The organism is uncultured Cetobacterium sp. (assembly GCF_947072685.1).
In the GTDB taxonomy this organism is placed as follows: Bacteria; Fusobacteriota; Fusobacteriia; order Fusobacteriales; family Fusobacteriaceae; genus Cetobacterium_A.
This window is the reverse complement of record NZ_CAMTIK010000003.1, coordinates 1-23,268: the sequence shown is the minus strand read 5'-3', so window position 1 is coordinate 23,268 and position 23,268 is coordinate 1. Positions and strand designations below refer to the sequence as shown.

The 23,268-nt window shown below is 31.4% G+C and carries 27 protein-coding genes; 5 read left to right on the top strand and 22 right to left on the bottom strand.

Annotation, left to right across the window (positions count from 1 at the left end):
- Positions 1–37: 37 nt before the first annotated feature.
- From prfB to Q0V67_RS01460, 4 genes are all read right to left on the bottom strand, one after another.
- Positions 38–1,142, bottom strand: a protein-coding gene (prfB, locus tag Q0V67_RS01475) for a peptide chain release factor 2 (RefSeq protein WP_297596346.1) whose coding sequence is annotated in 2 segments (ribosomal slippage) — positions 38–1,069 and positions 1,071–1,142 — 1,104 coding nt in all. Because the reading frame shifts where the segments join, the coding sequence is not laid out codon by codon here.
- A 16-nt stretch (positions 1,143–1,158) separates the two neighbouring features.
- The gene (locus tag Q0V67_RS01470; protein ID WP_297596343.1) at positions 1,159–1,578 is read right to left on the bottom strand and encodes an NAD(P)H-dependent oxidoreductase subunit E; all 420 of its coding nucleotides are present in this window, start codon (positions 1,576–1,578) and stop codon (positions 1,159–1,161) included.
- A gap of 2 nt (positions 1,579–1,580) precedes the next feature.
- Entirely contained in the window at positions 1,581–1,952 is a 372-nt protein-coding gene (gene acpS / locus Q0V67_RS01465) for a holo-ACP synthase (RefSeq protein WP_297596340.1), read from the bottom strand.
- Positions 1,953–1,955: 3 nt separating this feature from the next.
- The gene (locus Q0V67_RS01460; RefSeq protein WP_297596338.1) at positions 1,956–2,714 is read right to left on the bottom strand and encodes a TatD family hydrolase; all 759 of its coding nucleotides are present in this window, start codon (positions 2,712–2,714) and stop codon (positions 1,956–1,958) included.
- Positions 2,715–2,905: 191 nt separating this feature from the next.
- Between Q0V67_RS01460 and Q0V67_RS01455 the strand changes: the two genes are divergently transcribed.
- From Q0V67_RS01455 to Q0V67_RS01435, 5 genes are read left to right on the top strand one after another with little or no spacing between them, the layout of a single operon-like run.
- A complete protein-coding gene (locus Q0V67_RS01455; RefSeq protein WP_297596336.1) occupies positions 2,906–4,513 on the top strand; it encodes a putative manganese-dependent inorganic diphosphatase in 1,608 nt (535 codons plus the stop codon).
- 3 nt (positions 4,514–4,516) lie between these two features.
- Entirely contained in the window at positions 4,517–6,226 is a 1,710-nt protein-coding gene (locus Q0V67_RS01450; protein WP_297596518.1) for a YgiQ family radical SAM protein, read from the top strand.
- Between the two features lies 1 nt (position 6,227).
- Positions 6,228–7,547, top strand: a complete 1,320-nt coding sequence (gene der / locus Q0V67_RS01445; protein ID WP_297596335.1) for a ribosome biogenesis GTPase Der — start codon at positions 6,228–6,230, stop codon at positions 7,545–7,547.
- A 10-nt stretch (positions 7,548–7,557) separates the two neighbouring features.
- Positions 7,558–8,214, top strand: coding sequence for a response regulator transcription factor (locus Q0V67_RS01440; protein WP_297596333.1), 657 nt, complete (start codon positions 7,558–7,560; stop codon positions 8,212–8,214).
- The gene (locus Q0V67_RS01435) at positions 8,195–9,550 is read left to right on the top strand and encodes a HAMP domain-containing sensor histidine kinase (RefSeq protein WP_297596331.1); all 1,356 of its coding nucleotides are present in this window, start codon (positions 8,195–8,197) and stop codon (positions 9,548–9,550) included. Before Q0V67_RS01440 ends, Q0V67_RS01435 begins: the two co-directional genes overlap by 20 nt.
- A gap of 33 nt (positions 9,551–9,583) precedes the next feature.
- Here the strand turns inward: Q0V67_RS01435 and Q0V67_RS01430 are convergent, their stop codons facing one another.
- The 18 genes from Q0V67_RS01430 to Q0V67_RS01350 all read right to left on the bottom strand — a co-directional run bounded on the left by Q0V67_RS01430 (position 9,584) and on the right by Q0V67_RS01350 (position 23,189).
- Positions 9,584–9,991 carry a F0F1 ATP synthase subunit epsilon gene (locus Q0V67_RS01430; protein ID WP_297596329.1) on the bottom strand — a complete coding sequence of 136 codons (408 nt, stop codon included), beginning with the start codon at positions 9,989–9,991 and terminating at the stop codon, positions 9,584–9,586.
- A gap of 2 nt (positions 9,992–9,993) precedes the next feature.
- On the bottom strand, positions 9,994–11,397 hold the full coding sequence (gene atpD, locus Q0V67_RS01425) for a F0F1 ATP synthase subunit beta (RefSeq protein ID WP_297596328.1): 1,404 nt from the start codon (positions 11,395–11,397) through the stop codon (positions 9,994–9,996).
- 19 nt (positions 11,398–11,416) lie between these two features.
- Positions 11,417–12,268, bottom strand: coding sequence for an ATP synthase F1 subunit gamma (gene atpG / locus Q0V67_RS01420; protein WP_297596327.1), 852 nt, complete (start codon positions 12,266–12,268; stop codon positions 11,417–11,419).
- A 14-nt stretch (positions 12,269–12,282) separates the two neighbouring features.
- Positions 12,283–13,785: a F0F1 ATP synthase subunit alpha gene (gene atpA, locus Q0V67_RS01415; protein WP_297596326.1), complete on the bottom strand. Its 1,503-nt coding sequence runs from the start codon at positions 13,783–13,785 to the stop codon at positions 12,283–12,285.
- A gap of 32 nt (positions 13,786–13,817) precedes the next feature.
- Positions 13,818–14,339, bottom strand: a complete 522-nt coding sequence (gene atpH / locus Q0V67_RS01410) for an ATP synthase F1 subunit delta (RefSeq protein WP_297596325.1) — start codon at positions 14,337–14,339, stop codon at positions 13,818–13,820.
- Positions 14,336–14,842, bottom strand: coding sequence for a F0F1 ATP synthase subunit B (gene atpF / locus Q0V67_RS01405; protein WP_297596324.1), 507 nt, complete (start codon positions 14,840–14,842; stop codon positions 14,336–14,338). Before atpF ends, atpH begins: the two co-directional genes overlap by 4 nt.
- Positions 14,843–14,889: 47 nt before the next feature.
- Positions 14,890–15,159, bottom strand: a complete 270-nt coding sequence (gene atpE / locus Q0V67_RS01400; RefSeq protein WP_185874994.1) for an ATP synthase F0 subunit C — start codon at positions 15,157–15,159, stop codon at positions 14,890–14,892.
- A gap of 45 nt (positions 15,160–15,204) precedes the next feature.
- Positions 15,205–16,017, bottom strand: coding sequence for a F0F1 ATP synthase subunit A (atpB, locus tag Q0V67_RS01395; protein WP_297596323.1), 813 nt, complete (start codon positions 16,015–16,017; stop codon positions 15,205–15,207).
- A 23-nt stretch (positions 16,018–16,040) separates the two neighbouring features.
- Complete coding sequence (locus tag Q0V67_RS01390) at positions 16,041–16,415, bottom strand: ATP synthase subunit I (protein WP_297596322.1); 375 nt, start codon at positions 16,413–16,415, stop codon at positions 16,041–16,043.
- A 13-nt stretch (positions 16,416–16,428) separates the two neighbouring features.
- On the bottom strand, positions 16,429–16,638 hold the full coding sequence (locus tag Q0V67_RS10330) for an AtpZ/AtpI family protein (protein ID WP_366938431.1): 210 nt from the start codon (positions 16,636–16,638) through the stop codon (positions 16,429–16,431).
- Between the two features lie 20 nt (positions 16,639–16,658).
- Positions 16,659–17,369, bottom strand: coding sequence for a class I SAM-dependent methyltransferase (locus Q0V67_RS01385; RefSeq protein WP_297596321.1), 711 nt, complete (start codon positions 17,367–17,369; stop codon positions 16,659–16,661).
- A gap of 8 nt (positions 17,370–17,377) precedes the next feature.
- Complete coding sequence (gene glmM / locus Q0V67_RS01380) at positions 17,378–18,736, bottom strand: phosphoglucosamine mutase (protein WP_297596320.1); 1,359 nt, start codon at positions 18,734–18,736, stop codon at positions 17,378–17,380.
- Positions 18,736–19,245, bottom strand: a complete 510-nt coding sequence (locus Q0V67_RS01375; protein WP_297596319.1) for a Gx transporter family protein — start codon at positions 19,243–19,245, stop codon at positions 18,736–18,738. Before Q0V67_RS01375 ends, glmM begins: the two co-directional genes overlap by 1 nt.
- A gap of 2 nt (positions 19,246–19,247) precedes the next feature.
- The gene (gene purB / locus Q0V67_RS01370; RefSeq protein WP_297596318.1) at positions 19,248–20,681 is read right to left on the bottom strand and encodes an adenylosuccinate lyase; all 1,434 of its coding nucleotides are present in this window, start codon (positions 20,679–20,681) and stop codon (positions 19,248–19,250) included.
- 24 nt (positions 20,682–20,705) lie between these two features.
- On the bottom strand, positions 20,706–21,137 hold the full coding sequence (locus Q0V67_RS01365) for a GNAT family N-acetyltransferase (protein WP_297596317.1): 432 nt from the start codon (positions 21,135–21,137) through the stop codon (positions 20,706–20,708).
- Positions 21,137–22,063, bottom strand: coding sequence for a signal peptidase I (gene lepB, locus Q0V67_RS01360; protein WP_297596316.1), 927 nt, complete (start codon positions 22,061–22,063; stop codon positions 21,137–21,139). The genes Q0V67_RS01365 and lepB overlap by 1 nt, the downstream gene beginning before the upstream one ends.
- 88 nt (positions 22,064–22,151) lie before the next feature.
- Positions 22,152–22,502 carry a 50S ribosomal protein L19 gene (gene rplS / locus Q0V67_RS01355; protein ID WP_297596517.1) on the bottom strand — a complete coding sequence of 117 codons (351 nt, stop codon included), beginning with the start codon at positions 22,500–22,502 and terminating at the stop codon, positions 22,152–22,154.
- A 108-nt stretch (positions 22,503–22,610) separates the two neighbouring features.
- Positions 22,611–23,189, bottom strand: coding sequence for a hypothetical protein (locus tag Q0V67_RS01350; protein ID WP_297596315.1), 579 nt, complete (start codon positions 23,187–23,189; stop codon positions 22,611–22,613).
- Positions 23,190–23,268 lie beyond the last annotated feature (79 nt).

Below are 23,268 nucleotides of genomic sequence, written 5' to 3'. Positions count from 1 at the left end.
TTATAATCCATATAAATAATAATTTCAAGATTAGTTATTAGTTTTTATTTTTACTCCATCTTAAATATCCATTTATAAAGTTGTCTATATCTCCATCCATAACAGCTCTTATATTTCCAGATTCAACACCTGTTCTATGATCTTTTACTAAAGTATAAGGTTGGAAAACATAAGACCTTATTTGACTTCCCCATCCAATTTCACTTTGTTCACCTTGAATTTTTTTAAGCTCTTCCTCTTTTCGTTTCATTTCAATCTCTAATAATTTTGATTTTAAAAGCTTCATCGCAGTTTCTCTATTACTTAGCTGTGATCTTTCCCTCTGGCATGTCACAACTACTCCAGAAGGTATATGAGTTATTCTCACTGCTGAATCCGTCATATTAACATGTTGTCCTCCAGCTCCTGAAGCTCTATATGTGTCAACCCTTAAGTCTCCTGAGTCAATATTTATTTCAATTGTTTCATCAACCTCTGGCATTATATCTACCGAGGCAAATGACGTGTGTCTTTTTTTATTAGCATCAAATGGAGATATTCTAACAAGTCTATGTACACCCTTTTCTCCCTTTAAATAACCATACGCTCTGGTTCCCTCTACCAAAAGAGTAACTGACTTTATACCAACAGAATCTCCTGACATGTAATCCATTTCTGTAACTTTAAACCCTCTAGAATTAAACCATCTCATATACATTCTATAAAGCATATCTGCCCAATCACAAGCTTCTGTTCCACCGGCTCCTGAATGTATTGTTACAATTGCATTATTTCCATCATACTCTCCATCTAAAAGCATTTTTGTATCAAAATTTTCTATCATATGATTTAAATTTTTATGTTTCTCTTCCAACTCTTCCGCAAAATCTTCTTCTCCTGAAGATACAAAATCTATCAAAATCTCTTCATCAAAAAATAATGTTTCAATATTTTCAAACTCTTTAACTATATCCTTTTCTTCATTCATTTCTTTTATTATCTTTCCACTAGTGGCTTTATCATTCCAAAACCCCTCTTTTATAGTTTGTTCTTCTAACTTAGCTATTTTGCTATTCCTTTTAGGTAAGTCAAAGAGACCCCCTTATCGCCTCTATTTGCTCTTTATATTGAGCATACTCTCTTTTTAATTCTAAAATATCCATTAAAAACCTCCCATACTTATTTTAAACTCAATAATATTTTCTCTAATTCATCTAAGTTTTTATATTCATAAATTTTATTTCCAACAGCTAATTTTCCATTTTTCCCACATTTTCCTAAACAATTTCTCTCGTCTATATCAAAATTAACTTTAGTTCTTATCTCTTCTATTTTTTCTTTCAAACCTTTTTGATAGCAATTTCTTCCTATACATATCTGAACATAATCTTTTTTTCTAGCCTTTTGTAACTTAGGATAATATTTTATTGTCCCTTCTAAAGAAAATGGGAACATATCAATTTTTCTAGCAATGTGATTTAATACTTCATCCGAAATATATCCAAGTTCATCCACCACAAATGACAATATTTTATAATCATTTTTTTTGTCCTCTAAACTATCAATAAATCTATCTAGCTCTTTATAAAAATCCTCCAAATTTATCTCTCCTTTTCTATAACAATAGCTACTGCTGTTGCATATTCCTTACAATGTGATATTGAAATTTGTATCTCTATTTTTTCTTCTCTCTCCTTGAGAGATCCAAAAAGATTTACTACGGGTTTTCCTAAATCATTATTTAAGATTTCAATATCCACCAACTCAAAACCTCTGACTCCAGTTCCAAAAGCCTTTGAAATAGCTTCTTTTGCCGAAAATCTTCCAGCATAACTCTCTATTTTTCCACCTTTTTTTTCTATTTGGGCAATCTCTTCAAGTGTAAAAACTCTTTCTTTAAACCCTTTTCTTGACAATGCTTTTTGTATTCTAGATATTTCAACTATATCATTTCCTATTCCCAGTACTTTCATAGCTTAAACTATCCCATATAATTTTTTAGCATTTTCTGTTGTGACTTTTACCACTTCTTCCAATGACACTTCTTTTATCTCGGCTATTTTTTGTGCCACATACTCAACATATATAGGCTCATTTCTTTTTCCTCTAAATGGTTCAGGAGTTAAATATGGACAATCTGTTTCAATTACAATTCTATCTAACGGGATATCCTTTACTACTGCTACTGTTTTTTTAGCATTTTTAAATGTCAATGTCCCACCAATTCCTAAATAAAATCTATCCACTAATTGCTTTGCAGTCTCTATTGATCCCGGATAACAATGAATGACACCTTTTATATCTGGAAATTCATTCAAAACTTCAATCGTATCTTCCATCGCATCCCTTGTGTGTATTACAACCGGTTTTTTCACTCTCTGTGCCAATGACAGTTGTTTTCTGAAGCCATTTTTTTGAATCTCTTTAGGTTCTGTCATCCAATGATAATCTAATCCAATCTCTCCAATAGCTACAATTTTAGGGCTTTTAGCTAACTCTTCTATCTTCATCTCCACATCTTCATTATACCCTGTTATATCTATGGGATGAACTCCAACTACACCATAAACAAAGTCATATTTTTGACACAGCTTTAAAGTTTCCTCTGAACTTTTTAAGTCATATCCTATATTTACACAAAACTCTAAATTATCTTTTACTCTTTCTATTATTTCTTCTCTATCTAAGTCAAATTTTTCATTGTCCAAATGACAATGTGTATCCACTAGTCTCATATTTTTTCACCTCTTTAAATTATAAAACTTTTGTAATATTCTACCATATTAATCACTAATTTTCCATAATTCCATTGATCGGATTTTTTATTTGTGTTTTTTTATAAGAAAAGTAAAGATTTTGTTGTTCTATTTTCAAAAAAATGATAAAATAATAAATAGACTTATGAATAAAAAGGAGAGTATTTTACATGGAACCAATTTTAATTTTTGGACATAGAAATCCAGATACAGACTCTATCTGTTCTGCAATTTCATTAGCTAAACTAAACGAATTAAAAGGAGAATCTGCACTGGCATGTAGATTAGGAAATATCAGTAAAGAAACTGAGTTCGTTTTAAATAAATTTAATATAGATGCACCAAAACTACTTTCAACAGTAAGTGCTCAGATATCAGACCTTACTCATATCGAAAAGAAAACAATTAATCATAAAGATTCTTTGAAAAGAGCACTTGAAATTATGACAGAGGAAAATTTTTCAAGCTTACCTGTTGTAAATAGTAAAAACCATTTAAAGGGTATGATTCATATCTCTGATATTGCTAATGCTTATTTAAATATTGATTACTCTGATCTTTTCTCTAAGTATTACGCTACTTATGAAAATTTGAAAGATGTTCTTGATGGAGAAATAATAAGTGGAGAATATCCTTGCGGTAAAATTGAAGCTAGTTTAAAAGGTGTGAGCGAATATCGAAATCTTCTTGCTGGAGATATTGTTATAACGACAACACTTCTAGATTCAATAGATGATTTAATTGAATTAGGTGCTAAAATGATTATTCTTTGTTGTGATAAAGATGATGTTATCCTTCCAAGAGACTCTAAAACACCTATTTTAAGAGTTAATAAATCTTTATTTAGAGCGATACCTTTAATTTCACAATCTGTTTCTATTCTATCAATATTAGGAAATGAAAAATTCTACTCATTCTCTACTGATGATTACCTTGCTGATATAAAAGATATTATGAAAGAATCTTCGCAAACAAATTTCCCTGTTATTGATAAAAATGGTGAAGTTTATGGAACTATTAGAACTAAAAATCTAATTAATTTTACTAGAAAGAAAGTTGTTCTAGTTGACCATAATGAAAGTACTCAATCTGTAGCTGGGCTAAAAGATGCTAAAATAATTCAAGTTGTTGATCACCATAAATTTGGTAGTTTTGAAACAAATGAACCAGTTAAGATTAATGCTGAAACTGTAGGATGTACCTGCACTATAATTTTAGATTTATACAGAGAAGCTGGTCTCACTCCACCTAAAGAGATTGCAGGTCTAATGATGAGTGCAATTTTATCGGATACTCTTATGTTCAAATCTCCAACTTGTACAAAAAAAGATATAATAGCTGTAGACGAGTTATCAAAGATTGCTAAAATTGAAAACTTTGAAGAGTATGGAATGGAAATGCTTATCGCTGGTACTTCTCTTTCTGATAAAACACCTGATGAGATTTTAACTATGGATCAAAAAGAGTTCTCTATGAATGGTATAAAACTAGCTATTTCTCAAGTTAATACTGTTGATGTTAAAGGAGTTTTAGATCAACAAGCCGCTCTTGAAAAAGCTATGTCTGATACAAATTCTAAAAATGGGTATCAACTATCAGTTCTAGTTATTACTGATATAGTAAAAGCTGGTTCTATGTTGCTTGTTGTTGGAGATTCAACTATTGTTGAAAGAGGATTCCATACAACTTTAACAAACAGCACCGCTTGGGTTGATGGTGTTGTTTCTAGAAAGAAACAGGTTGTTCCTTTCTTAATGGCTGCTTCTCAAGGAGTGTGATAAATAATGTTTCTACCTACTACAATGGAAGAGGTTAGAAAACTTGGGTGGGATTCTCTAGATATCATTTTAATTTCTGGAGACACTTACTTTGATACCTCTTATAATGGTACTGCCATTATTGGTAAATGGTTACTTAAACATGGATATAAAGTTGGAGTTATTACACAACCTGATATTAATTCGGATAAGGATATCACCAGATTAGGAGCTCCTAATCTATACTGGGCTATATCTGCTGGTTGTGTTGACTCTATGGTTGCTAACTACACTGCAACTAAAAAAAGAAGAAAAAGTGATGATTTTACTCCAGGTGGTCTCAATAATAGAAGACCTGATAGAGCCACTATGCAGTATACAAATTTAATCCGTCGTTTCTTTAAAAATAGTCCTGTTCCAATTGTTTTGGGTGGAATAGAGGCTAGTTTAAGAAGGGTTGTACATTATGATTACTGGAGTAACTCGCTTAGACGTCCTATTCTTTTTGATGCTAAAGCTGATATCCTTTCTTATGGAATGGGTGAAAAATCAATGCTTGCTCTTGCCGAAGCTCTAAAATCCAATAAAGATTGGAAAAATATAAGAGGGCTTGGATATATTTCGAAAGAACCTAACACAAATTATATTGAGCTTCCTACCTATGAAGAGTGTCTTGAAAAAACAGAAAATTTCGTTAAAGCTTTTGAAATATTCTATAGTAATTGTGATCCTATAACGGCTAAAGGAATATCCCAAAAAAATGCTGATCGTTACTATATACAGAATCCACCCTCTGAAAACTTTACATCTGAAGAGATGGATGATATATATGGACTTGATTTTGAAAGAGATGTCCACCCTTTCTATAAAAAAGACGGACATGTAAAGGCATTGGATACAATTAAATATTCTGTAACCACTCACCGTGGATGCTACGGAGAATGTAATTTTTGTGCCATAGCTGTCCATCAGGGAAGAACTGTTATGTCTAGATCAGAGGACTCAATAGTTAAAGAGGTTACACATCTAGCAGGATTAAAAGGATTTAAAGGAAATATCTCAGATGTTGGTGGTCCTACTGCTAATATGTATCAACTAGAGTGCTCTAAAAAACTTAACCATGGAGCTTGTTCTCACAAAAGATGCCTTTATCCTGAGACCTGTTCGGCACTTAAATTAAATCATTCAAAACAGATTTCACTTTTAAGAAAATTGAAATCAATTGATAAAATAAAAAAAATATTTATTGCATCTGGAATCAGATATGATATGATTTTAGATGATGATAAATTTGGTGATAAGTATCTTGAAGAAATTATAAAAGATCATATCTCAGGACAAATGAAAATAGCTCCTGAACATACAGAGGATAAGATTCTTTCTCTTATGGGAAAACAAGGAAAGAGTTTGTTAAAGGATTTTAAAAATCGTTTTTATGAGTTAAATAAAAAACATGATAAAAAACAATTTTTAACTTACTATCTTATTGCAGCTCATCCTGGGTGTAACGAAAAAGATATGTTAGATTTAAAAAGATTCGCATCCTCTGAACTTAAAATAAGTCCAGAGCAGGTACAAGTTTTTACTCCTACTCCATCAACTTATTCTACACTTATGTATTATACTGAAATGAATCCTTTCAACAATCAAAAATTATTTGTTGAAAAAGATAATGGTAAAAAGCAAAAACAAAAAGATATTATCACACAAAACAATAAAACTAGGAGGTATTAAATTGAAACCAATTGTTGCAATCGTCGGAAGACCAAATGTTGGAAAATCAACACTATTTAATAAATTGGTTGGGGATAGAGTCGCTATAGTTGACGACCAACCAGGTGTTACAAGAGATAGACTTTATAGAGAAACAGAATGGGCAGGAAAAGAATTTGTTCTTGTAGATACAGGAGGACTAGAGCCTAGAAACAATGACTTTATGATGACTAAAATAAAACAGCAAGCTGAAGTTGCTATGAATGAAGCGGATGTTATCCTTTTTATCGTGGATGGAAGAAATGGACTTAATCCATTAGATGAAGAAATTTCTTATCTATTGAGAAAAAAGAAAAAACCTGTAATTTTATGTGTTAATAAAATTGATAACTTCCACGCTCAGCAAGATGAAGTTTATGATTTCTGGGGACTTGGATTTGAACATTTAATTCCTATATCTGGAGAACATAAAGTAAATCTTGGAGATATGCTTGATTTAGTTGTTACTTTAATCGATGAGCATGTTGAAGAATATGAAGAAATTGATGGTTTAAAACTGGCTATTATTGGAAGACCAAATGCTGGAAAATCATCTCTTGTTAATAGATTATCTGGAGAAGAAAGAACAATAGTGAGTGATATCGCTGGTACAACAAGAGATGCTATAGATACACTGATTGAATATGATGGAAACAAATACGTTCTTATAGATACCGCTGGAATTAGAAGAAAATCTAAAGTTGAAGAGAGTTTAGAGTACTACTCTGTACTAAGAGCTATTAAAACTATAAAAAGAGCAGATGTTTGCATCTGGATAATAGATGGTAGTGAAGGATTAACTGAACAAGATAAAAGAATAGCTGGTATTGCTCATGATGAGAAAAAACCTATTATCATTGTTATAAATAAATGGGATACTATTCCTAATAAGAAAAATGATACCATGAAAAAAATGAGAGAGGAATTATATGCTGAATTACCTTTCCTATCTTATGCACCAATTGAATTTGTTTCAGCTTTAACAGGGCAAAGAACTACAAAGTTATTAGAGCATTCTGAAGCAGTATTTGCAGAATATAACAAAAGAGTTTCAACAGGACTACTAAATACAGTTATCAGTGAAGCTATCATCATGAATAAACCACCTACAAGAAAAGGTAGAGTTGTTAAGATAAACTATGCTACACAAGCTGCAACAGCTCCACCTAAGTTTATTTTATTCTGTAATTATCCTGATCTTGTTCACTTCTCTTATGGAAGATATATTGAAAATAAACTTAGAGAAGCTTTCGGATTTGAAGGAACTCCTATCAATGTTATTTTTGAACACAAACATAGTTAAGGCTTAATCTATGAAAAAAGTTCTTATTGTTGAAGATGAAACTGCTCTTGCTAAAGTAATCTCTGACTCATTGATAAAGGATGGGTTTTCAACTTCTATAATCAGTAGAGGAGATCTTGCTTTAGATAATTTCTATTCTGAAAAACCAGATGTTATTCTACTCGATATAAATCTCCCAGGAATGAATGGATGGGATATTTGTAAACAGATAAAAGCTATTTCACAAATACCAATAATAATGATTACTGCAAGAGATAATGAATTCGATGAGATAAAAGGACTGGAGTTAGGGGCTGATGATTATATCACTAAGCCCTTCACTCCAAAACTTCTTACAATAAAATTAAAAAAAATATTCAAGTTGGAGAGTGCTACATTTTTTAAAGCTGAAGAAATCACCTTTGATTTCAACACTTATAAGCTTATAAATCCTGAAGAAGAATACATTCTTCCAAGAAGAGAAGCTCAACTTTTAGAATTTTTATTGAGAAATCAAAATATAATTTTTTCTAGAGATACTCTTTTAAATGAAGTTTGGGGATTTGAGTTTTTCGGCGACGAAAGAGCTGTAGATACTATTATTAAAAGACTACGAAAAAAAATGGGGTCATGTGACTCATATATAAAAAGTGTAAGAGGGGTTGGATATGTCTTTAAAACAGATTAATTTTCCAATAAAACTAAATTTTTTTAAAAAACTATTCCTATTAACTATAGGGGTAGTTTTTTTAACTATTATTATTGGATTTTCTTTCAATCTAATGTTTTTTGATAAATTTTTTATTCATAGAAAAAAAGAGAATATTATAAATATTAGAAATCAAATTTTAAAAAATATTGATAATCGTGAGGAGTTAGAGTACTACATTCAATTTGCTCAAGATAGTTATGGTGTTAAAATAGATCTAACTTCCATACAAAATAATCGAACACACATGATGGGTTCTAAAAAAATATATAACTCTTTAAAAATCAATGAATCGATTTTTAAAATGAAAGAGATGGATGGATCTTCTGGAGTTATGTTTTTAAGATATTATGAAAAATTTCCCAACGGATATCTTTTGAGCATTCGAAGCTCTCTAGCTGTTATAGCTGAACATATTCACGACATGTTTATTTTTAATATTTTTACTGCTTTTTTTTCTCTTTTAATCAGTGGTATTTTAGTATCTATTTTTTCTAGAAAAATTACAAAAAATATTACTCATCTTAAAATAACCGCTAAAAAACTTGCTAAACTGGAACATCCTGAAAATATAATAATTAAAAGTGGGGATGAAATAGAAGAGCTCAGTTATAGTTTAAATGATATGTCTCAAGAGCTTTCTATCGCTATTGAGAATTTAAAATCATTTGTTTCTAATGCTTCTCATGAATTAAAAACTCCAATTTCTGTTCTTTGCCTTTATTCTCAAGCACTTGCTAGGGATAGTGTCAAAGAAGAAAATAGAAAAGAGTATTATAAAATCATGTTAGAAAAATCTCTTGAAATGAGAACTTTAACTGAAAGTTTATTAACTTTATCTAAAATAAATTCCCCGGATTATAGATTAAATTTTGAAGAGATTGATTTAGAAAATTTAATATCTTCATCTATCGAACAATATGATTATTTAGAATTTGAAAAAAATATTGATATTGAAATAAATATTTCGAAATCTTTTATAAGAGGAGATTATAATCTTTTTAAAATCGCTATAAATAATCTTATACAAAATATGTTAAAATATTCTCCTGAAAATGATAGCGTTAAAATTGATTTAAGTGATTCTTCTATATCTTTTGAGAATACAACTTCACATAAAATAAAAGGAACTATCGAGAATCTTTTTCAACCTTTTTATAGAGATGAAACTGCATTAGATGAAAAAATTGAAGGGAGCGGTCTTGGATTATCTTTAGTTAAAAAAATTCTTGAACTCCACAGATTTAATTACACTTTAAGCATTCATAATAATATTTTTAAATTTATAATTTATTTAAAAGAAAAGGCTGATTAGAAATTTCTAATCAGCCTTTTTACTTAAAAGTTATTATAACATTCTTTCAGCCATTTTAACTTTTGTTAGCGCTTGAGTTAAAGTTTTTTGCACATTAGCAAAATCTATATCTTCCGCCACTTTTTCAAGTTTTTCTTTAGCAATTTGAGCTTCTTTTCTAGCAGCTTCAAGATCTATATCCTTAACGTCCATAGCTTCATCTGCTAAAAGTGTCACTATATTATTAGAAATTTCAACGAAACCTCCAGAAACATAGTAATAACTTTCTTGCCCATTAATTCTAACTTTCATCTCTCCTGTAGATAATCCGGCTACAAAAGGCGAGTGATTAGGTAATATACCCATATCTCCTTCTGTTGTTCTGATCATTACAAAATCAACATCTTGTGATAATATTTTTTCTAAAGGTGTTACTAGCTCTAGCTTAAAAGAGTTTGCCATAATTATTCAGCTCCCTTCATAAGGTCTCTTCCCTTAGCTATTGCCTCCTCGATTGTTCCAACATAAAGGAATGCTTGTTCTGGAAGAGCATCGTGTTTACCTTCGATGATCTCTTGGAAAGCTCTAATTGTTTCTTTTACTGGAACATATTTTCCTTCCATTCCTGTGAACTGCTCAGCAACTGCAAATGGTTGAGAGAAGAATCTTTCAATTTTTCTTGCTCTAGAAACTGTTTGCTTATCTTCATCAGAAAGCTCATCCATTCCTAGGATAGCAATAATATCTTGAAGTTCTTTATATCTCTGAAGAATCTCTTGAACTTGTCTTGCAACATTATAATGCTCACTTCCAACAACAGCTGGATCTAGAGCTTTAGATGTTGAGTCTAGTGGATCTACTGCAGGATATATTCCTAAAGATGCTATTCTTCTTGAAAGAACTGTTGTTGCATCTAAGTGAGCGAATGTTGTCGCTGGAGCCGGATCAGTAAGGTCATCTGCTGGTACATATACTGCTTGTACCGATGTTATTGATCCAGATTTTGTCGATGTAATTCTCTCTTGTAATTTACCCATTTCTGAAGCAAGTGTTGGCTGATATCCAACTGCTGAAGGTATTCTTCCTAATAAGGCAGAAACCTCTGCTCCAGCTTGAGTAAATCTGAATATATTATCTATAAATAGAAGAACATCCTGTCCTTCTTTATCTCTAAAGTTTTCTGCTACCGTTAGTCCAGTAAGTCCAACTCTCAATCTTGCTCCAGGTGGCTCATTCATTTGACCATAAACTAGAGATGTTTTATCAATAACTCCTGATTCTCTCATCTCATCATAAAGGTCTCTTCCTTCTCTAGTTCTTTCTCCAACACCAGCAAATACAGATAAACCTCCGTGCCCTTTAGCGATGTTATTGATAAGCTCCATTATAAGAACTGTTTTTCCTACTCCAGCTCCTCCAAATAGACCAATTTTTCCTCCCTTGATATATGGAGCAAGAAGGTCAATTACCTTGATACCAGTTTCAAATATTTCTACTTCTGTTCCCTGCTCATCAAAGTTAGGTGCCTCTCTATGTATTGGTAGATACTCTTCTGTCACTACTGGTCCAGCTTCATCAACTGGTTCCCCTAGTACATTTAAGATTCTTCCTAAAACTGCTTTTCCTACAGGGACTCTTATTGGAGCTCCTGTATCTACTACTTCCATTCCTCTTTGTAGACCTTCAGTAGCATCCATCGCTACTGTTCTTACAACGTTGTTTCCTAAGTGCTGTTGAACTTCAAGAACTAATTCTCTTCCCTCTTCGCATTTAACTTTTAAAGCGTTGTAAATATCTGGCAATTTATTATTAAATACTACGTCTACAACAGGACCTATTATTTGTGTAAGGGTTCCTTTGTTTTCCACTATTGCCTCCTCATTTTTCTTAATTTAGTGCCGCCGCTCCACCAACAATCTCTGAAATTTCTTGAGTTATTGAAGCTTGTCTTCTTCTGTTATATTCTAAAGTTAGTCCTTTAATCATATCTTCAGCGTTATCCGTTGCACTTTTCATTGCATTTTTTCTTGCAGAATGCTCACTTGCAGTGTTATCAAGTAAAGCTTTATATAATTCTATATTCAGATACTTTGGTAAAAGAGATGATAATATCTCTTCTGGACTCGGCTCAAATATATAAGCTTTGTTTTCACTTCCCTCAGCTCTTTCAATAGGAATTAATTTTCTTACTGTAAGATCACTCACTAATGCTGATACAAACTTATTATATATTACATAAACTTCATCAAATATGTTGTTGTAGTAATATTCAACAATATTTTCACTAATCTCTTTAGCTTTATCAAACATTGTCTCTGGTATAAGTTGAGTATACTCAGCTTTAACATCATAATCTCTCTTAGCACAGTATTCTCTTGCTTTTCTTCCAACTGCAATTACAGAGACCTGTTTCTCACTATTTTCAATTCTTAATCTTTCTAGTGCTTTTAATGTATTACTGTTAAAACTTCCCGCTAATCCTCTATCTGAACACATAACGATAATTCCAACTTTTTTTACATCTTCTCTACCATCAAAAAGTGGGTGTTTTTCACTTTTAACACCTGCTGCTATATTTTGTAATATATTTGCTATACTTTCTGAATACGGTCTAGATTGAGCTACTATTGTAGAAAATTTCTTGAATTTAGTTGTAGAAACTATTTCCATGGCCTTTGTAATTTGGTGAGTAGACTGAACACTTTTAATTCTGTTTTTTATCTCTCTAGTTCCAGCCATTTTCCCACCTCTCTTTAATTAAAATTCTTTTTAAATGCTATAATAACCTCTTCAATTTTAGCTTCAATCTCTTTTGTTAAGCTTTTCTTCTCAAGGATTTCATCTAATATTGTAGTTGTATTTCTCATTTCTGTGATCATTTCTTTTTCGAATCTTCTAACATCAGAAATAGCAATTTCATCTAAGAATCCATTGATTACTGTATAGAAAGAAACTACTTGCTCTTCAACTGGATATGGACTGTATTGTGGTTGTTTTAAAACTTCCATAATTCTATGCCCTCTCTCTAATTGAGCTTTAGTTGCTTTGTCTAAGTCAGATCCAAACTGTGCGAATGTCAATAGCTCAGTATATTGAGCTAATTCTAACTTAACTTTAGCAGCAACCTGTTTCATAGCCTTTATTTGAGCAGATCCTCCAACTCTTGATACAGATATTCCTGCATTGATTGCCGGTCTGAATCCTGAGTTAAATAGTTGTGCATCTAGGAATATCTGTCCATCTGTTATCGAAATAACGTTTGTAGGGATATATGCTGATACATCTCCTGCTTGAGTTTCGATAATTGGTAAAGCTGTTATTGATCCTCCACCTAATTCATCTGATAACTTTGCAGCTCTCTCAAGAAGTCTTGAGTGAAGATAGAATACATCTCCTGGGTAAGCTTCTCTTCCAGGTGGTCTCTTAAGTAATAGAGACATCTCTCTGTACGCAACAGCGTGCTTAGAAAGGTCATCATAAACTATTAAAACTGCCTCTCCCTTATCCATGAAGTACTCTCCCATAGCTACTCCTGAATATGGTGCTAAATATTGTAAAGGAGCTGATTCTGAAGCTGTTGCTGCAACAACTATAGTATATTCCATAGCTCCTGCATCTTCTAATCTCTTAACGATCTGTGCTACTGTTGATCTCTTTTGACCAATTGCAACGTAGATACATTTTACTCCTGTTCCTTTTTGATTTAAAATAGCGTCGATAGCCACTGCTGTTTTACCAGTTTGTCTATCTCCTATTATAAGTTCTCTTTGCCCTCTACCGATAGGTACCATTCCATCTATTGATTTGATTCCTGTTTGTAGTGGCTCAGATACTGGTTTTCTTGAGATGATTCCTGAAGCCTTTCTTTCAACTTCCATATACTTCTCAAACTTCATTTCACCTTTACCATCAATTGGCTCACCTAAAGCGTTTACAACTCTTCCTAGTAAAGATTCTCCAGCAGGTACTGATGCAATTCTTCCTGTTGCTCTAACCTCGTCGCCTTCTTTGATCTTTGTATAGTCACCTAGTATTACAGCTCCAACGTTGTCTTCTTCTAGGTTTAAAACCATTCCTGTTATTCCGTTAGGAAACTCTAAAAGCTCTCCCGCTTTTGCACTGCTTAGTCCGTAGATTCTCGCAATACCGTCTCCTACTTCTAATACAGAACCTGAAGTTTTGACATCAAGACTCTTTTTGTAATTCTCGATCTCAGTTTTGATTATATTACTTACTTCTTCTGGTCTGATTTTCAACTGATTACACCTCCTAATTTTACAAGTAGTTTTTATTTCTGTGTTAGAGTTTCTAACTGTCTACGGATACTTCCGTCTGTTATTTCATCCCCTATTTTGATAATTCCTCCACCAATTAGAGTTTTATCTACATTAACTACTAGCTTTATCTTTTTACCTGTTTTTATTTCAAGATTTTTAGAAAGTTTCTCTTTTTGCTCTTCATTTAATTCAATAGCAAAAGTAGCTTCAACATCTAAAATTTGATTTTTTAAATAATCTATTTTCACATATTCTGCTACTATCTCTCTAATTTGGGCAATTCTTCCTTTTTCTAAAATATAGAAAAGAATTTCTACACCCTCACTAGATTCTGTGAAAATTTTCTTTAACGTTTCTTTTTTCTCATTCTCTTTTATTAAAGGATGAGTTATAAAATTTCTAAAATCAATGTCATTTTTATAAAGCTCCATTACAGAGTTTAAAACTTCATAAACCGATTTAACTTCATTTTTAGCTTCAGCAACCGAATAAATTGCTTCAGCATATCTTTTACCAATCTGGTTACCTATCATTTTACTCCCCCTACCTCATCTATAAATTTATCAGCTAGGGCAGCTTCTAAGTTAGAGTCTAAATTCTCTTTTATAATTTTCTCAGCTAATTTAACTGCTAATCCGTTCATCTCAACTTCTAGCTCTTTCTTAGCTGCATGCATCATTTTCTGAATTTCTAATTCAGCTGATTTAAGCATTTTATCTCTTTGAATAGTTGCTTCTGAAACAATGTTTTCTTTTCTTTCATCAGCTTTTTTTTCTGCTAATTGAACTATTTTAGTAGCTTCATCTTTAGCATCTCTTAATATTTTTTGAGCTTCTTTATTTTTTAAAGCAGCTTCCTCTTTACTTTTTTGAGCTTCTGAGAATTCTGCTGCTATCTTCTCTTTTCTAGAGTCCATTAATTTTAATAATGGAGCCTTAAAGTATTTATTGAATATAAAAACTAAAATGAAGAAGTTTATTATTTGCCAAAACATGTTAATATCAATCGATACTGCAGGCATATTTGTTAGTGCCAAGTGTCATACCTCCTTCCTAAAAGTATTTGGTTTGTTTATTTTAATAATTATCCTAACATTCCTACAAATGGGTTAGCGTATAATAAAATAAGTGCGATTACTAGTGAATAGATACCTGTTGACTCAGATACTGCTTGTCCTAGTACCATTGTTGAAATGATATCTCCTTTTGCTTCCGGTTGTCTAGCTACTGCTTCTACCGCTTTACCAGCTGCATATCCTTGTCCTACTCCTGGTCCGATACCAGCGATCATTCCACATCCTGCTCCTATTGCTGATGCTGCTAATACTATTGTTTTTGCTAACATTAAATCCATATTGTTTACCTCCTAGTTATTTTTAAAATTTAATTTTTTAGTGCTCTATTTTTCATCGGGACACTGAGCATCCCCTAATGAACCTTGGATATATACCATACTTAGCATCAAAAATACAAAACTTTGTACTACTCCACTAAATATGTCAAAATATAGGTGTAACGGTGCTGGTATAACCATCGGTGCTGCTTTATAAATAAGCCCCATTATTACCATTCCCGCAAACATATTTCCAAACAGACGTATAGAAATATTTGTTGGTTTTGCTAACTCTCCAACTAAGTTTATTGGTAGCATAAAAGGCATTGGTTCTAAAAGTCCCTTTAAATATCCTAGTATACCATGTAATTTGATGCTTGTTCCTAAAAATGTTAGCGTCGTTAACATTGCTAAAGCAACTGTTGTGTTAAGATCTGCTGTTGGAGCTCTAAAAGCTGGTGCTATTGTAAACACTCCATCTTCAAAGCCACCCCATGGAATTGGAGCAAACATAAGTAAATTACATCCTAAAATAAATATAAATAGTGATGCTAAATACGTAAAGTAAGTTGCTGTCCATCCTCCTAACATCTGATGAATTATTCCGTGTAAAAAATCATAAACTGACTCAGCAACAACTTGTGCTCTTCCTGGAATCATTTCCAATTTTTTTGTTCCCTTTTTAAATAGTAGAGTTAATACAAGTATTACAAACCATGTACTTATTACTGTTATTGTAACTGGTAATCCAAATTTTCCATCTGCATATTCCATTGCGAACGGAATTTGATGAAGAAAATTAGGCAATGGTACATAAAACATAATTGCAGGTCCTTCTACTAATGGGGGTGTTATAAATTGTATCGGTCCTATTCTCATAAGTTTCGCCTCCTTTCAATAGTTTATTTTAAATGCTTAGATTTAAACTTTTTTATATTGTCAAATAGAGTTACAGCCAGTATATTAATTTTTATGCTCAATAAACCTATAACTCCACTAACTAACATTGGAAACCCATAATATTTTGTAGCTACTGCTAAAAATATACCGTATAACAAATATCTTTTTAAATAGCCTACAACTCCAACTTTAAATGGAGAACTAGAGGCTAGACTTGCTTTTGCATCCAAACAAATCATATAAAAACCAACTACTGAAAAAACAGAACCCAAAAACATTCCAATATAGACATATTTATTTAAAGACAATACTCCATAAACTAAAATTATTATCGATGTTATTATTCCACGCCTTATTATTTTTTTTAACTCATCCATATATCACTCAATCCTATTTTTTCATTATTAACTTATAGGCATTATAAAAGCCACTAAAAACTCCTATGACTACAAATAATACAAATAGTGGTGTGCTTTTAAAAAAGTATCTTTCTATAAGTTTATATAAAAATATAAATATTCCTATATTTCCAACTATTAAAAACCCTAGAAAACCCAACAGTGAAAAATAATGTATAAAATCTTTATTAAAAAATATCATATCCTTCACTTCCTATAAAATTATTTTTTTACTATGTAAAAAAATCTCTCCCCAGCTATTTTATCATTTTTACTAATACTTAACAAGTTTAAATTATTTTTTTCAACAATTTTTCTAATTTCGAACTCTTGAAAAATTCTTTTTTCATACACCTCTTTTAATTTTTCATAGTGTCCTGCCTTATTTTTAACAAAGTATACCGCTTCCACTATATCTAAATCTTCTTCTTCAAAATGTTCCCAAATTATAGTCATATCTTTCCTGTTATCGTAATAAATTCCTCCTGGAAACATTTTTTCCATAAATTCTCTATTGATTACATCGAAAATATATACGCCTTCAGGATTTAAACTATCTTTTATTGACTTCATCAAGTCATCTAAGTCTTCTATAGAAGTTAAATGATTAACTGTATCAAATAAAGATATTATTATATCATATTTTTCTCCTGTATTAAATTCCCTCATGTCCCCTAAAAATAATTTCACACCCTTATTCTTAAGTTTTTTATTAGCAATTGTTAACATATCTGCAGAAAGATCTAATCCCGAACACTCATAATTTTCTTTTAATCTAATAAGTGTTTCCCCTGTTCCACATCCTAAATCTAATAATTTTTTTCCTTCTACTTTAGATTCTTCAATCAAACCTTCTATTAATTTAGCCCATTCATCGTAATCACAATGCTGCATAAATTTATCATATACTTTTGCAAAATTTTTATAATACATCTTTACTCCTATACCAGTTCTTTTTCAACAACTACAGCTATCTCTTTAGCAATTTTTTCCACTAAATCCATCTCTTTTCCCTCTACCATAACTCTTACAATAGGTTCTGTTCCTGATGTTCTAACCAATACTCTTCCTAGACCTTTCATCTCTTCTTCTTTTTCTTTTATAAAATTTACTACATTTTCATTTTTATTCCAAATATTTTTTTTATCATTTGAAACACGTACATTGATAAGAAGTTGTGGCCAATCTTTTATATCTCCCACAAGCTCATCCAATGATTTTCCAGAATCTCTAATAGCTTCAACTAACTTTATTGATGTTAAAACTCCATCTCCTGTAGTTCCAAAGTCTGATAAAATAATATGACCTGACTGTTCTCCACCTATATTTATACCTAGTTCCTTCATTTTTTCTAGAACATATCTATCCCCTACATTGGCTCTTATCAATTCAATTCCTTTGTCTGATAGATATTTTTCAAATCCCATGTTACTCATTACTGTTGTAACAACCTGATTGTTAGTAAGCTCATCTCTTTCTTTCATCTCTAGAGCTAGTACAGCAATTATTTTATCTCCATCTACAATATTTCCATTTTTATCTACAGCTATAAGTCTATCCGCATCTCCATCATAAGCCAGTCCTAAATCTGCTTCATATCCCATTACAACTTTTGATAAAATTTCTGGATGAGTAGATCCACATCTCACATTTATATTTTTTCCATTCGGAGCATCATTTATTATAACAATCTCTGCTCCTAACGCTAAAAATACCTCTTTAGCTACCCTATAAGCTGATCCGTTTGCTGCGTCTAAAATTATTTTCATTCCTGAAAAATCTCCCTTTACAGTAGAAATAACATGGTCTCTATATAAATAATATTCATCCTCTGCATACGTAAATCTTCCAACATCATCTCCTGCAATTGGATTTTCAGTTATCTTTTCCACGTTATCCATTAATTTTTCCAACTCTAGCTCCACTTCATCTGGAAGCTTATGTCCATCTTCCCAAAATATTTTAATTCCATTATCTTTAGCTGGATTGTGAGATGCTGATATCATTATTCCCGCTTTAGCTGTGCTCTTTTGTGTTAGATAGGCTACTCCTGGTGTTGGAATTACTCCTACAAAGTCTATATTTATTCCCATTGAATTTAATCCAGCTGTCAATGCTGATCTCAACATATAACCTGACCTTCTTGTATCTGACCCCATAATAACTCTTATCCTCTTTTTTTCAGGATATTTCTGTTTTAATGTGTAACCTAATGCATAACCTAATTTTAAAGCAAGCTCTACAGTTAACTCCCTATTAGCTTCTCCTCTTATTCCATCCGTACCAAAATATTTTCTCATTATCCCCTCTCCCTTCTTAATTTCAATCTTTCACATATAATCCCTGTAATAAATCCTGAAATACACCCCATAAATAAAAATCCCCAAATAAAAATAAAGATTGATCTACTCATTATACTTATGTTTCTAAACAATAAAAAATAAACTACTACTAGCTGTGTTGCATTATGTATAAAAGCTCCTGCTATACAAATAGCTATCAATGATAAATTTTTTCTGCATCTAAATAGTAAAATGGTCAAGAGGGTACTAGCCCCTCCTGAAATTAAACTTATTATAAAACTTGGCGAAAAAAGTGTTCCTAACATCATTCCCTGAATAAAAACTCTCAAAAATAAAATTTCTATAGCCATTTTTTCATCAAATTTTTCTAAAGCTATAATTATTGCTATATTAGCTAATCCTAACTTCATCCATGGAAAAGGTTTCGGTATCAAGGTTTCTATCAGTGATAAATAAAGAGCAAGAAGTACAAACGCAGTTAAGTATCTTCGCCTTTTATCAGTCATAACTACACCTTTAAATCTGCGTCCATTCCTAACAGCTCTTTATATCTTTCTAATATTGGATTTACTTCTAAATCTAAAAAATCTGTTACTTGTTCTGGTGCGAATCCAATAAAGTTTTTTGGGTCTAAAATTTCCATCAATTTATCTCTATCTATATCAAATGAATCATCATTTGTTATTCTTTCTATCAAATCATTTTCTAAACCTTCAACCTTTACATTTCTTCCCGCTTCCATAGAATGAACTCTTATTAATTCATGAAGCTCTTGTCTATCTCCACCTCTTTTAACGCCTTCCATTATTATATACTCTGTCGCCATAAATGGAAGTTCAGCCATTATATGCTTTTCTATCATTTTTGGATAAACAACTAATCCTTCTAAGATATTCTTCCATATAATTAATATTGCATCTATTGCTAAAAAGGCTTGAGGCAACGCTAATCTTTTATTTGCTGAATCGTCCAAAGTTCTTTCAAACCACTGTGTTGAAGCTGTCATTGCAGTACTCTGTTGCAATGCAATCACAAATTTTGCAAGAGATGAAATTCTTTCACTTCTCATAGGGTTTCTTTTATAAGCCATCGCTGATGATCCTATTTGATTTTTTTCAAAGGGTTCTTCTATCTCTTTTAAATGCTGAAGAAGTCTTAAATCATTCGTGAATTTATGTGCTGACTGAGCTATATTGGATAATAGGTTCGATACTTCTGAATCTATTTTTCTATCGTAAGTTTGTCCTGTTACTAAAAATCTTTTATTGAAGCCCATTTTTTCTGCAACTTTTTCATCCAACTCTTTAACTTTTTTGAAATCACCATTAAACAGTTCCTGAAAACTAGCTTGAGTTCCTGTTGTCCCTTTAACTCCTCTAAATCTAAGAGTATCCTGTCTAAACTCTAACTCTTCTAAATCTAAAAGTAAACTTTGTAACCATAAAGTCGCTCTTTTTCCTACTGTTGTCAATTGTGCGGCTTGAAAATGTGTGAATCCTAATGTTGGTAAATCTTTATATTCTTTTGAAAATTTTGCCAAACCATCAATCACATTTATCATTTTCTTTTTCGTTATTTCCAATGCTTCCTTTATTTGGATAAGATCTGTATTATCTCCAACAAAAGCACTTGTTGCTCCCAAATGTATTATCGGCATTGCTTTTGATGCCACTGTTCCAAATGTATGTACATGTGCCATAACATCATGTCTGAATTTTTTTTCCATTTCATTTGCTAAATCATAATCTATATTATGAATGTTTTTTTTCATCTCTTCTAACTGCTCATCAGTTATATCTAATCCTAATTCTTTTTCTGTCTCTGCCAAAGCATACCAAAGTTTTCTCCAAGTTGAGAATTTAAATTTTGGTGAAAATGTCTCTAACATCTCCTTCGAACTGTATCTTTCTGCTAATGGATTTGAATAAATATCTCTACTCACTAATTTGTCCTCCTAAAATATATATTAATTTCTTTCTAATAACATTAAAATGGCTGATTCACCATTTGAATAATAATTCTTTCTCTTTCCAACTACTTTAAATTTTAATTTCTTATAAAAATTTTGAGCAACAATATTCCCTTCTCTTACTTCTAAAAAAAGATTTTTTTCCTCTAACTCCAAATAAAACTGAACTAATTTTTCTGCCACGCCGCTATTTCTATACTCTTCTTTTACTGCAATTTTCATTATTTCAAAAATATCATATGAGTCATGAATTATTAAATAACCTTTAATCTCCTCATTTTTTACCACTAAAATTCTATAATCCTCACTTTTAAGTATATCTTTTAACACTTCAATAGAATAATAACTTTCTGTAAAGATTTTTTTTTCTAGATTTGCTATCTCTTCTAACAAAAGCTTATCTGTCTTATTTAATATATACATCTGCATTATTTCAACAGACCTATCCTATTTAAAGGCCAGAACCTAACAAAAGCTTTACCTTTTATTCTCCCATCCTTTACAAATCCCCACATTCTCGAATCATAGCTACCATTTGTATTATCTCCTAAAGCTAAATAATAGTCTTCGTCCAATACTCTTTCTACTGTTTCTCCTCTTAATAAGGCATTCACAATATTTTCATCATGAATATAATCTAAAATCATCCCTGTTTGAACTCCGTTGACATAAAATTTAACATTTGGTAAAAGTTGAGACACATAACCACTATTTTCCTTTAACAAACTCTGAACTTTTGCCACATCAATATTTTGATTCATAAAAGTTTCATTATAATTTTGTCCCGGAACTATTTTTACTGTATCGCCTTTTTTAGGCACAACCCATTCATTTGAAGCTAATTCTCCTAATGGAGTATACTCTCTATCCGAAATTTTTTCTCCGTTTATAAATAATCTATCATATTTTATTTCAACTTTCTCTCCTGGAAGACCCATCAATCTTTTTGTGTATAAAACTTTATCTTCAATAGGCTCTTGAAAAACTATTATATCTTCTCTTTTTGGAGCTTTAAAATTATATATTACCATATTCCCAAAAAGTCTATCTCTTGGAACTATAGTTGGAATCATTGATCCTGTTGGAACTAAAAAATTCCCTATATAAAACTTTTGAATAATCAATACTAGAATTAACGCACTTCCTAAACTTTCGATTATTTTTATAATTTTTCTTATAACTTTTTCCGAAGTTTTTCCTTGAATTTTTAATTTATTAACAACTTTATCCTCAATTTTTGTTCTTTTTTCATCTATTTTCGCTACTATTTTTTTTTCTTTTATAAATATATAGATAAAAAAGGCTGTCAATAGTACATAAAAAATGCTATTAATTATTAAATTCTCTCTGCTCATTCTTTCACTCCTTTGGTCAGTTTAAGTATATTTTATCACAAAAAAAAGAAAAAAGCTAAGGAATTGTTCACCCTTAGCTTTTGAAGTACTATCTTCTGATTTCTTTGATTCTTGCTTTCTTTCCAGAAAGTTCTCTTAAGTAATAAAGTTTTGATCTTCTTACTTTTCCAACTTTTAATACTTCGATCTTATCGATCATTGGTGAGTTTACAGGTATGATTCTCTCTACTCCGATTCCACCAGTTACTTTTCTAATTGTAAAAGTCTTAGCGATTCCTCCACCACTTACTCTGATTACTACACCTTCGAATAACTGAACTCTTTCTTTGTTACCCTCGATTACTTTGTAGTAAACTCCAAGCGTATCTCCAGCTTTGAATGCTGGAATGTCGTTTCTTAAGTAGTTTTGCTCTACTAATTGAATTAATTTTTCTTTCATCTTTGCCTCCTGAATATTCATTTAATATTCCCATTAAAGCGGAATATTCGTTATAATAACTAAAGTATTGTATCATATTTTCATAATTTTGTCAATTTAGAAGATTAACTAAAATTTAAAATTAAAGTTTAAAATTGGAAGAACCTCAAACAATTCACTATTTTCTGCTATATTCACAAGCCCTATTTGTAAACCTTGAAGATTTTCAGCCATATTTACAAATCCAAATTGAAGCCCTTTAATTTTATCGGCTTTGTTAAAGAAACCTAATTGAGCACCTGTTGCTGTCCCCGTAAAGTTAACTCCTCCGAGCTGAACTCCTTTAGTATCTTTTTCTACCATATTTACAAGCCCTAATTGAACTCCTGTCATATTCCCACCAACACTATTAAATGTTATTGGTAAAAAAAACCAACCTAATTTTGCTCCCACAAAATTACCTTCGGTTCTATCATAGAATGATCCTATTGATAATCCTTTAAAATTTTGCTTTTTATTGGCTATAATATTTATATCTAATCCTTCTACATTTTGATTTTCAGTATATAGAAGCCCTAATCTTATTCCTTTAACACTCGTTTGGGGACCATGCAATTGAGTTGGTGAAAGTAATCCTAACTCAAAATTTTCAGCCCCAAAAGCAGCTAGTGACAATCCAAACATCAATGTTGCTAATTTTTTTTTCATCATTTCCCCTTTTACTTATTTTTTATATTTTTACAAAAAATAAAAAAATGGCGCTTCTTGCTGGGCTCGAACCAGCGAC

Coding starts and splice junctions, on each gene's coding strand:
- acpS (WP_297596340.1), bottom strand. CDS start 1,952: ATGAAAGTACTGGGAATAGGAAATGATATAGTTGAAATATCTAGAATA.
- Q0V67_RS01460 (WP_297596338.1), bottom strand. CDS start 2,714: ATGAGACTAGTGGATACACATTGTCATTTGGACAATGAAAAATTTGAC.
- Q0V67_RS01455 (WP_297596336.1), top strand. CDS start 2,906: ATGGAACCAATTTTAATTTTTGGACATAGAAATCCAGATACAGACTCT.
- Q0V67_RS01440 (WP_297596333.1), top strand. CDS start 7,558: ATGAAAAAAGTTCTTATTGTTGAAGATGAAACTGCTCTTGCTAAAGTA.
- Q0V67_RS01435 (WP_297596331.1), top strand. CDS start 8,195: ATGTCTTTAAAACAGATTAATTTTCCAATAAAACTAAATTTTTTTAAA.
- Q0V67_RS01430 (WP_297596329.1), bottom strand. CDS start 9,991: ATGGCAAACTCTTTTAAGCTAGAGCTAGTAACACCTTTAGAAAAAATA.
- atpG (WP_297596327.1), bottom strand. CDS start 12,268: ATGGCTGGAACTAGAGAGATAAAAAACAGAATTAAAAGTGTTCAGTCT.
- atpH (WP_297596325.1), bottom strand. CDS start 14,339: ATGATAGGTAACCAGATTGGTAAAAGATATGCTGAAGCAATTTATTCG.
- atpE (WP_185874994.1), bottom strand. CDS start 15,159: ATGGATTTAATGTTAGCAAAAACAATAGTATTAGCAGCATCAGCAATA.
- atpB (WP_297596323.1), bottom strand. CDS start 16,017: ATGAGAATAGGACCGATACAATTTATAACACCCCCATTAGTAGAAGGA.
- Q0V67_RS01390 (WP_297596322.1), bottom strand. CDS start 16,415: ATGGATGAGTTAAAAAAAATAATAAGGCGTGGAATAATAACATCGATA.
- Q0V67_RS10330 (WP_366938431.1), bottom strand. CDS start 16,638: ATGATATTTTTTAATAAAGATTTTATACATTATTTTTCACTGTTGGGT.
- Q0V67_RS01385 (WP_297596321.1), bottom strand. CDS start 17,369: ATGTATTATAAAAATTTTGCAAAAGTATATGATAAATTTATGCAGCAT.
- glmM (WP_297596320.1), bottom strand. CDS start 18,736: ATGAGAAAATATTTTGGTACGGATGGAATAAGAGGAGAAGCTAATAGG.
- Q0V67_RS01375 (WP_297596319.1), bottom strand. CDS start 19,245: ATGACTGATAAAAGGCGAAGATACTTAACTGCGTTTGTACTTCTTGCT.
- Q0V67_RS01365 (WP_297596317.1), bottom strand. CDS start 21,137: ATGCAGATGTATATATTAAATAAGACAGATAAGCTTTTGTTAGAAGAG.
- lepB (WP_297596316.1), bottom strand. CDS start 22,063: ATGAGCAGAGAGAATTTAATAATTAATAGCATTTTTTATGTACTATTG.
- rplS (WP_297596517.1), bottom strand. CDS start 22,502: ATGAAAGAAAAATTAATTCAATTAGTAGAGCAAAACTACTTAAGAAAC.
- Q0V67_RS01350 (WP_297596315.1), bottom strand. CDS start 23,189: ATGAAAAAAAAATTAGCAACATTGATGTTTGGATTGTCACTAGCTGCT.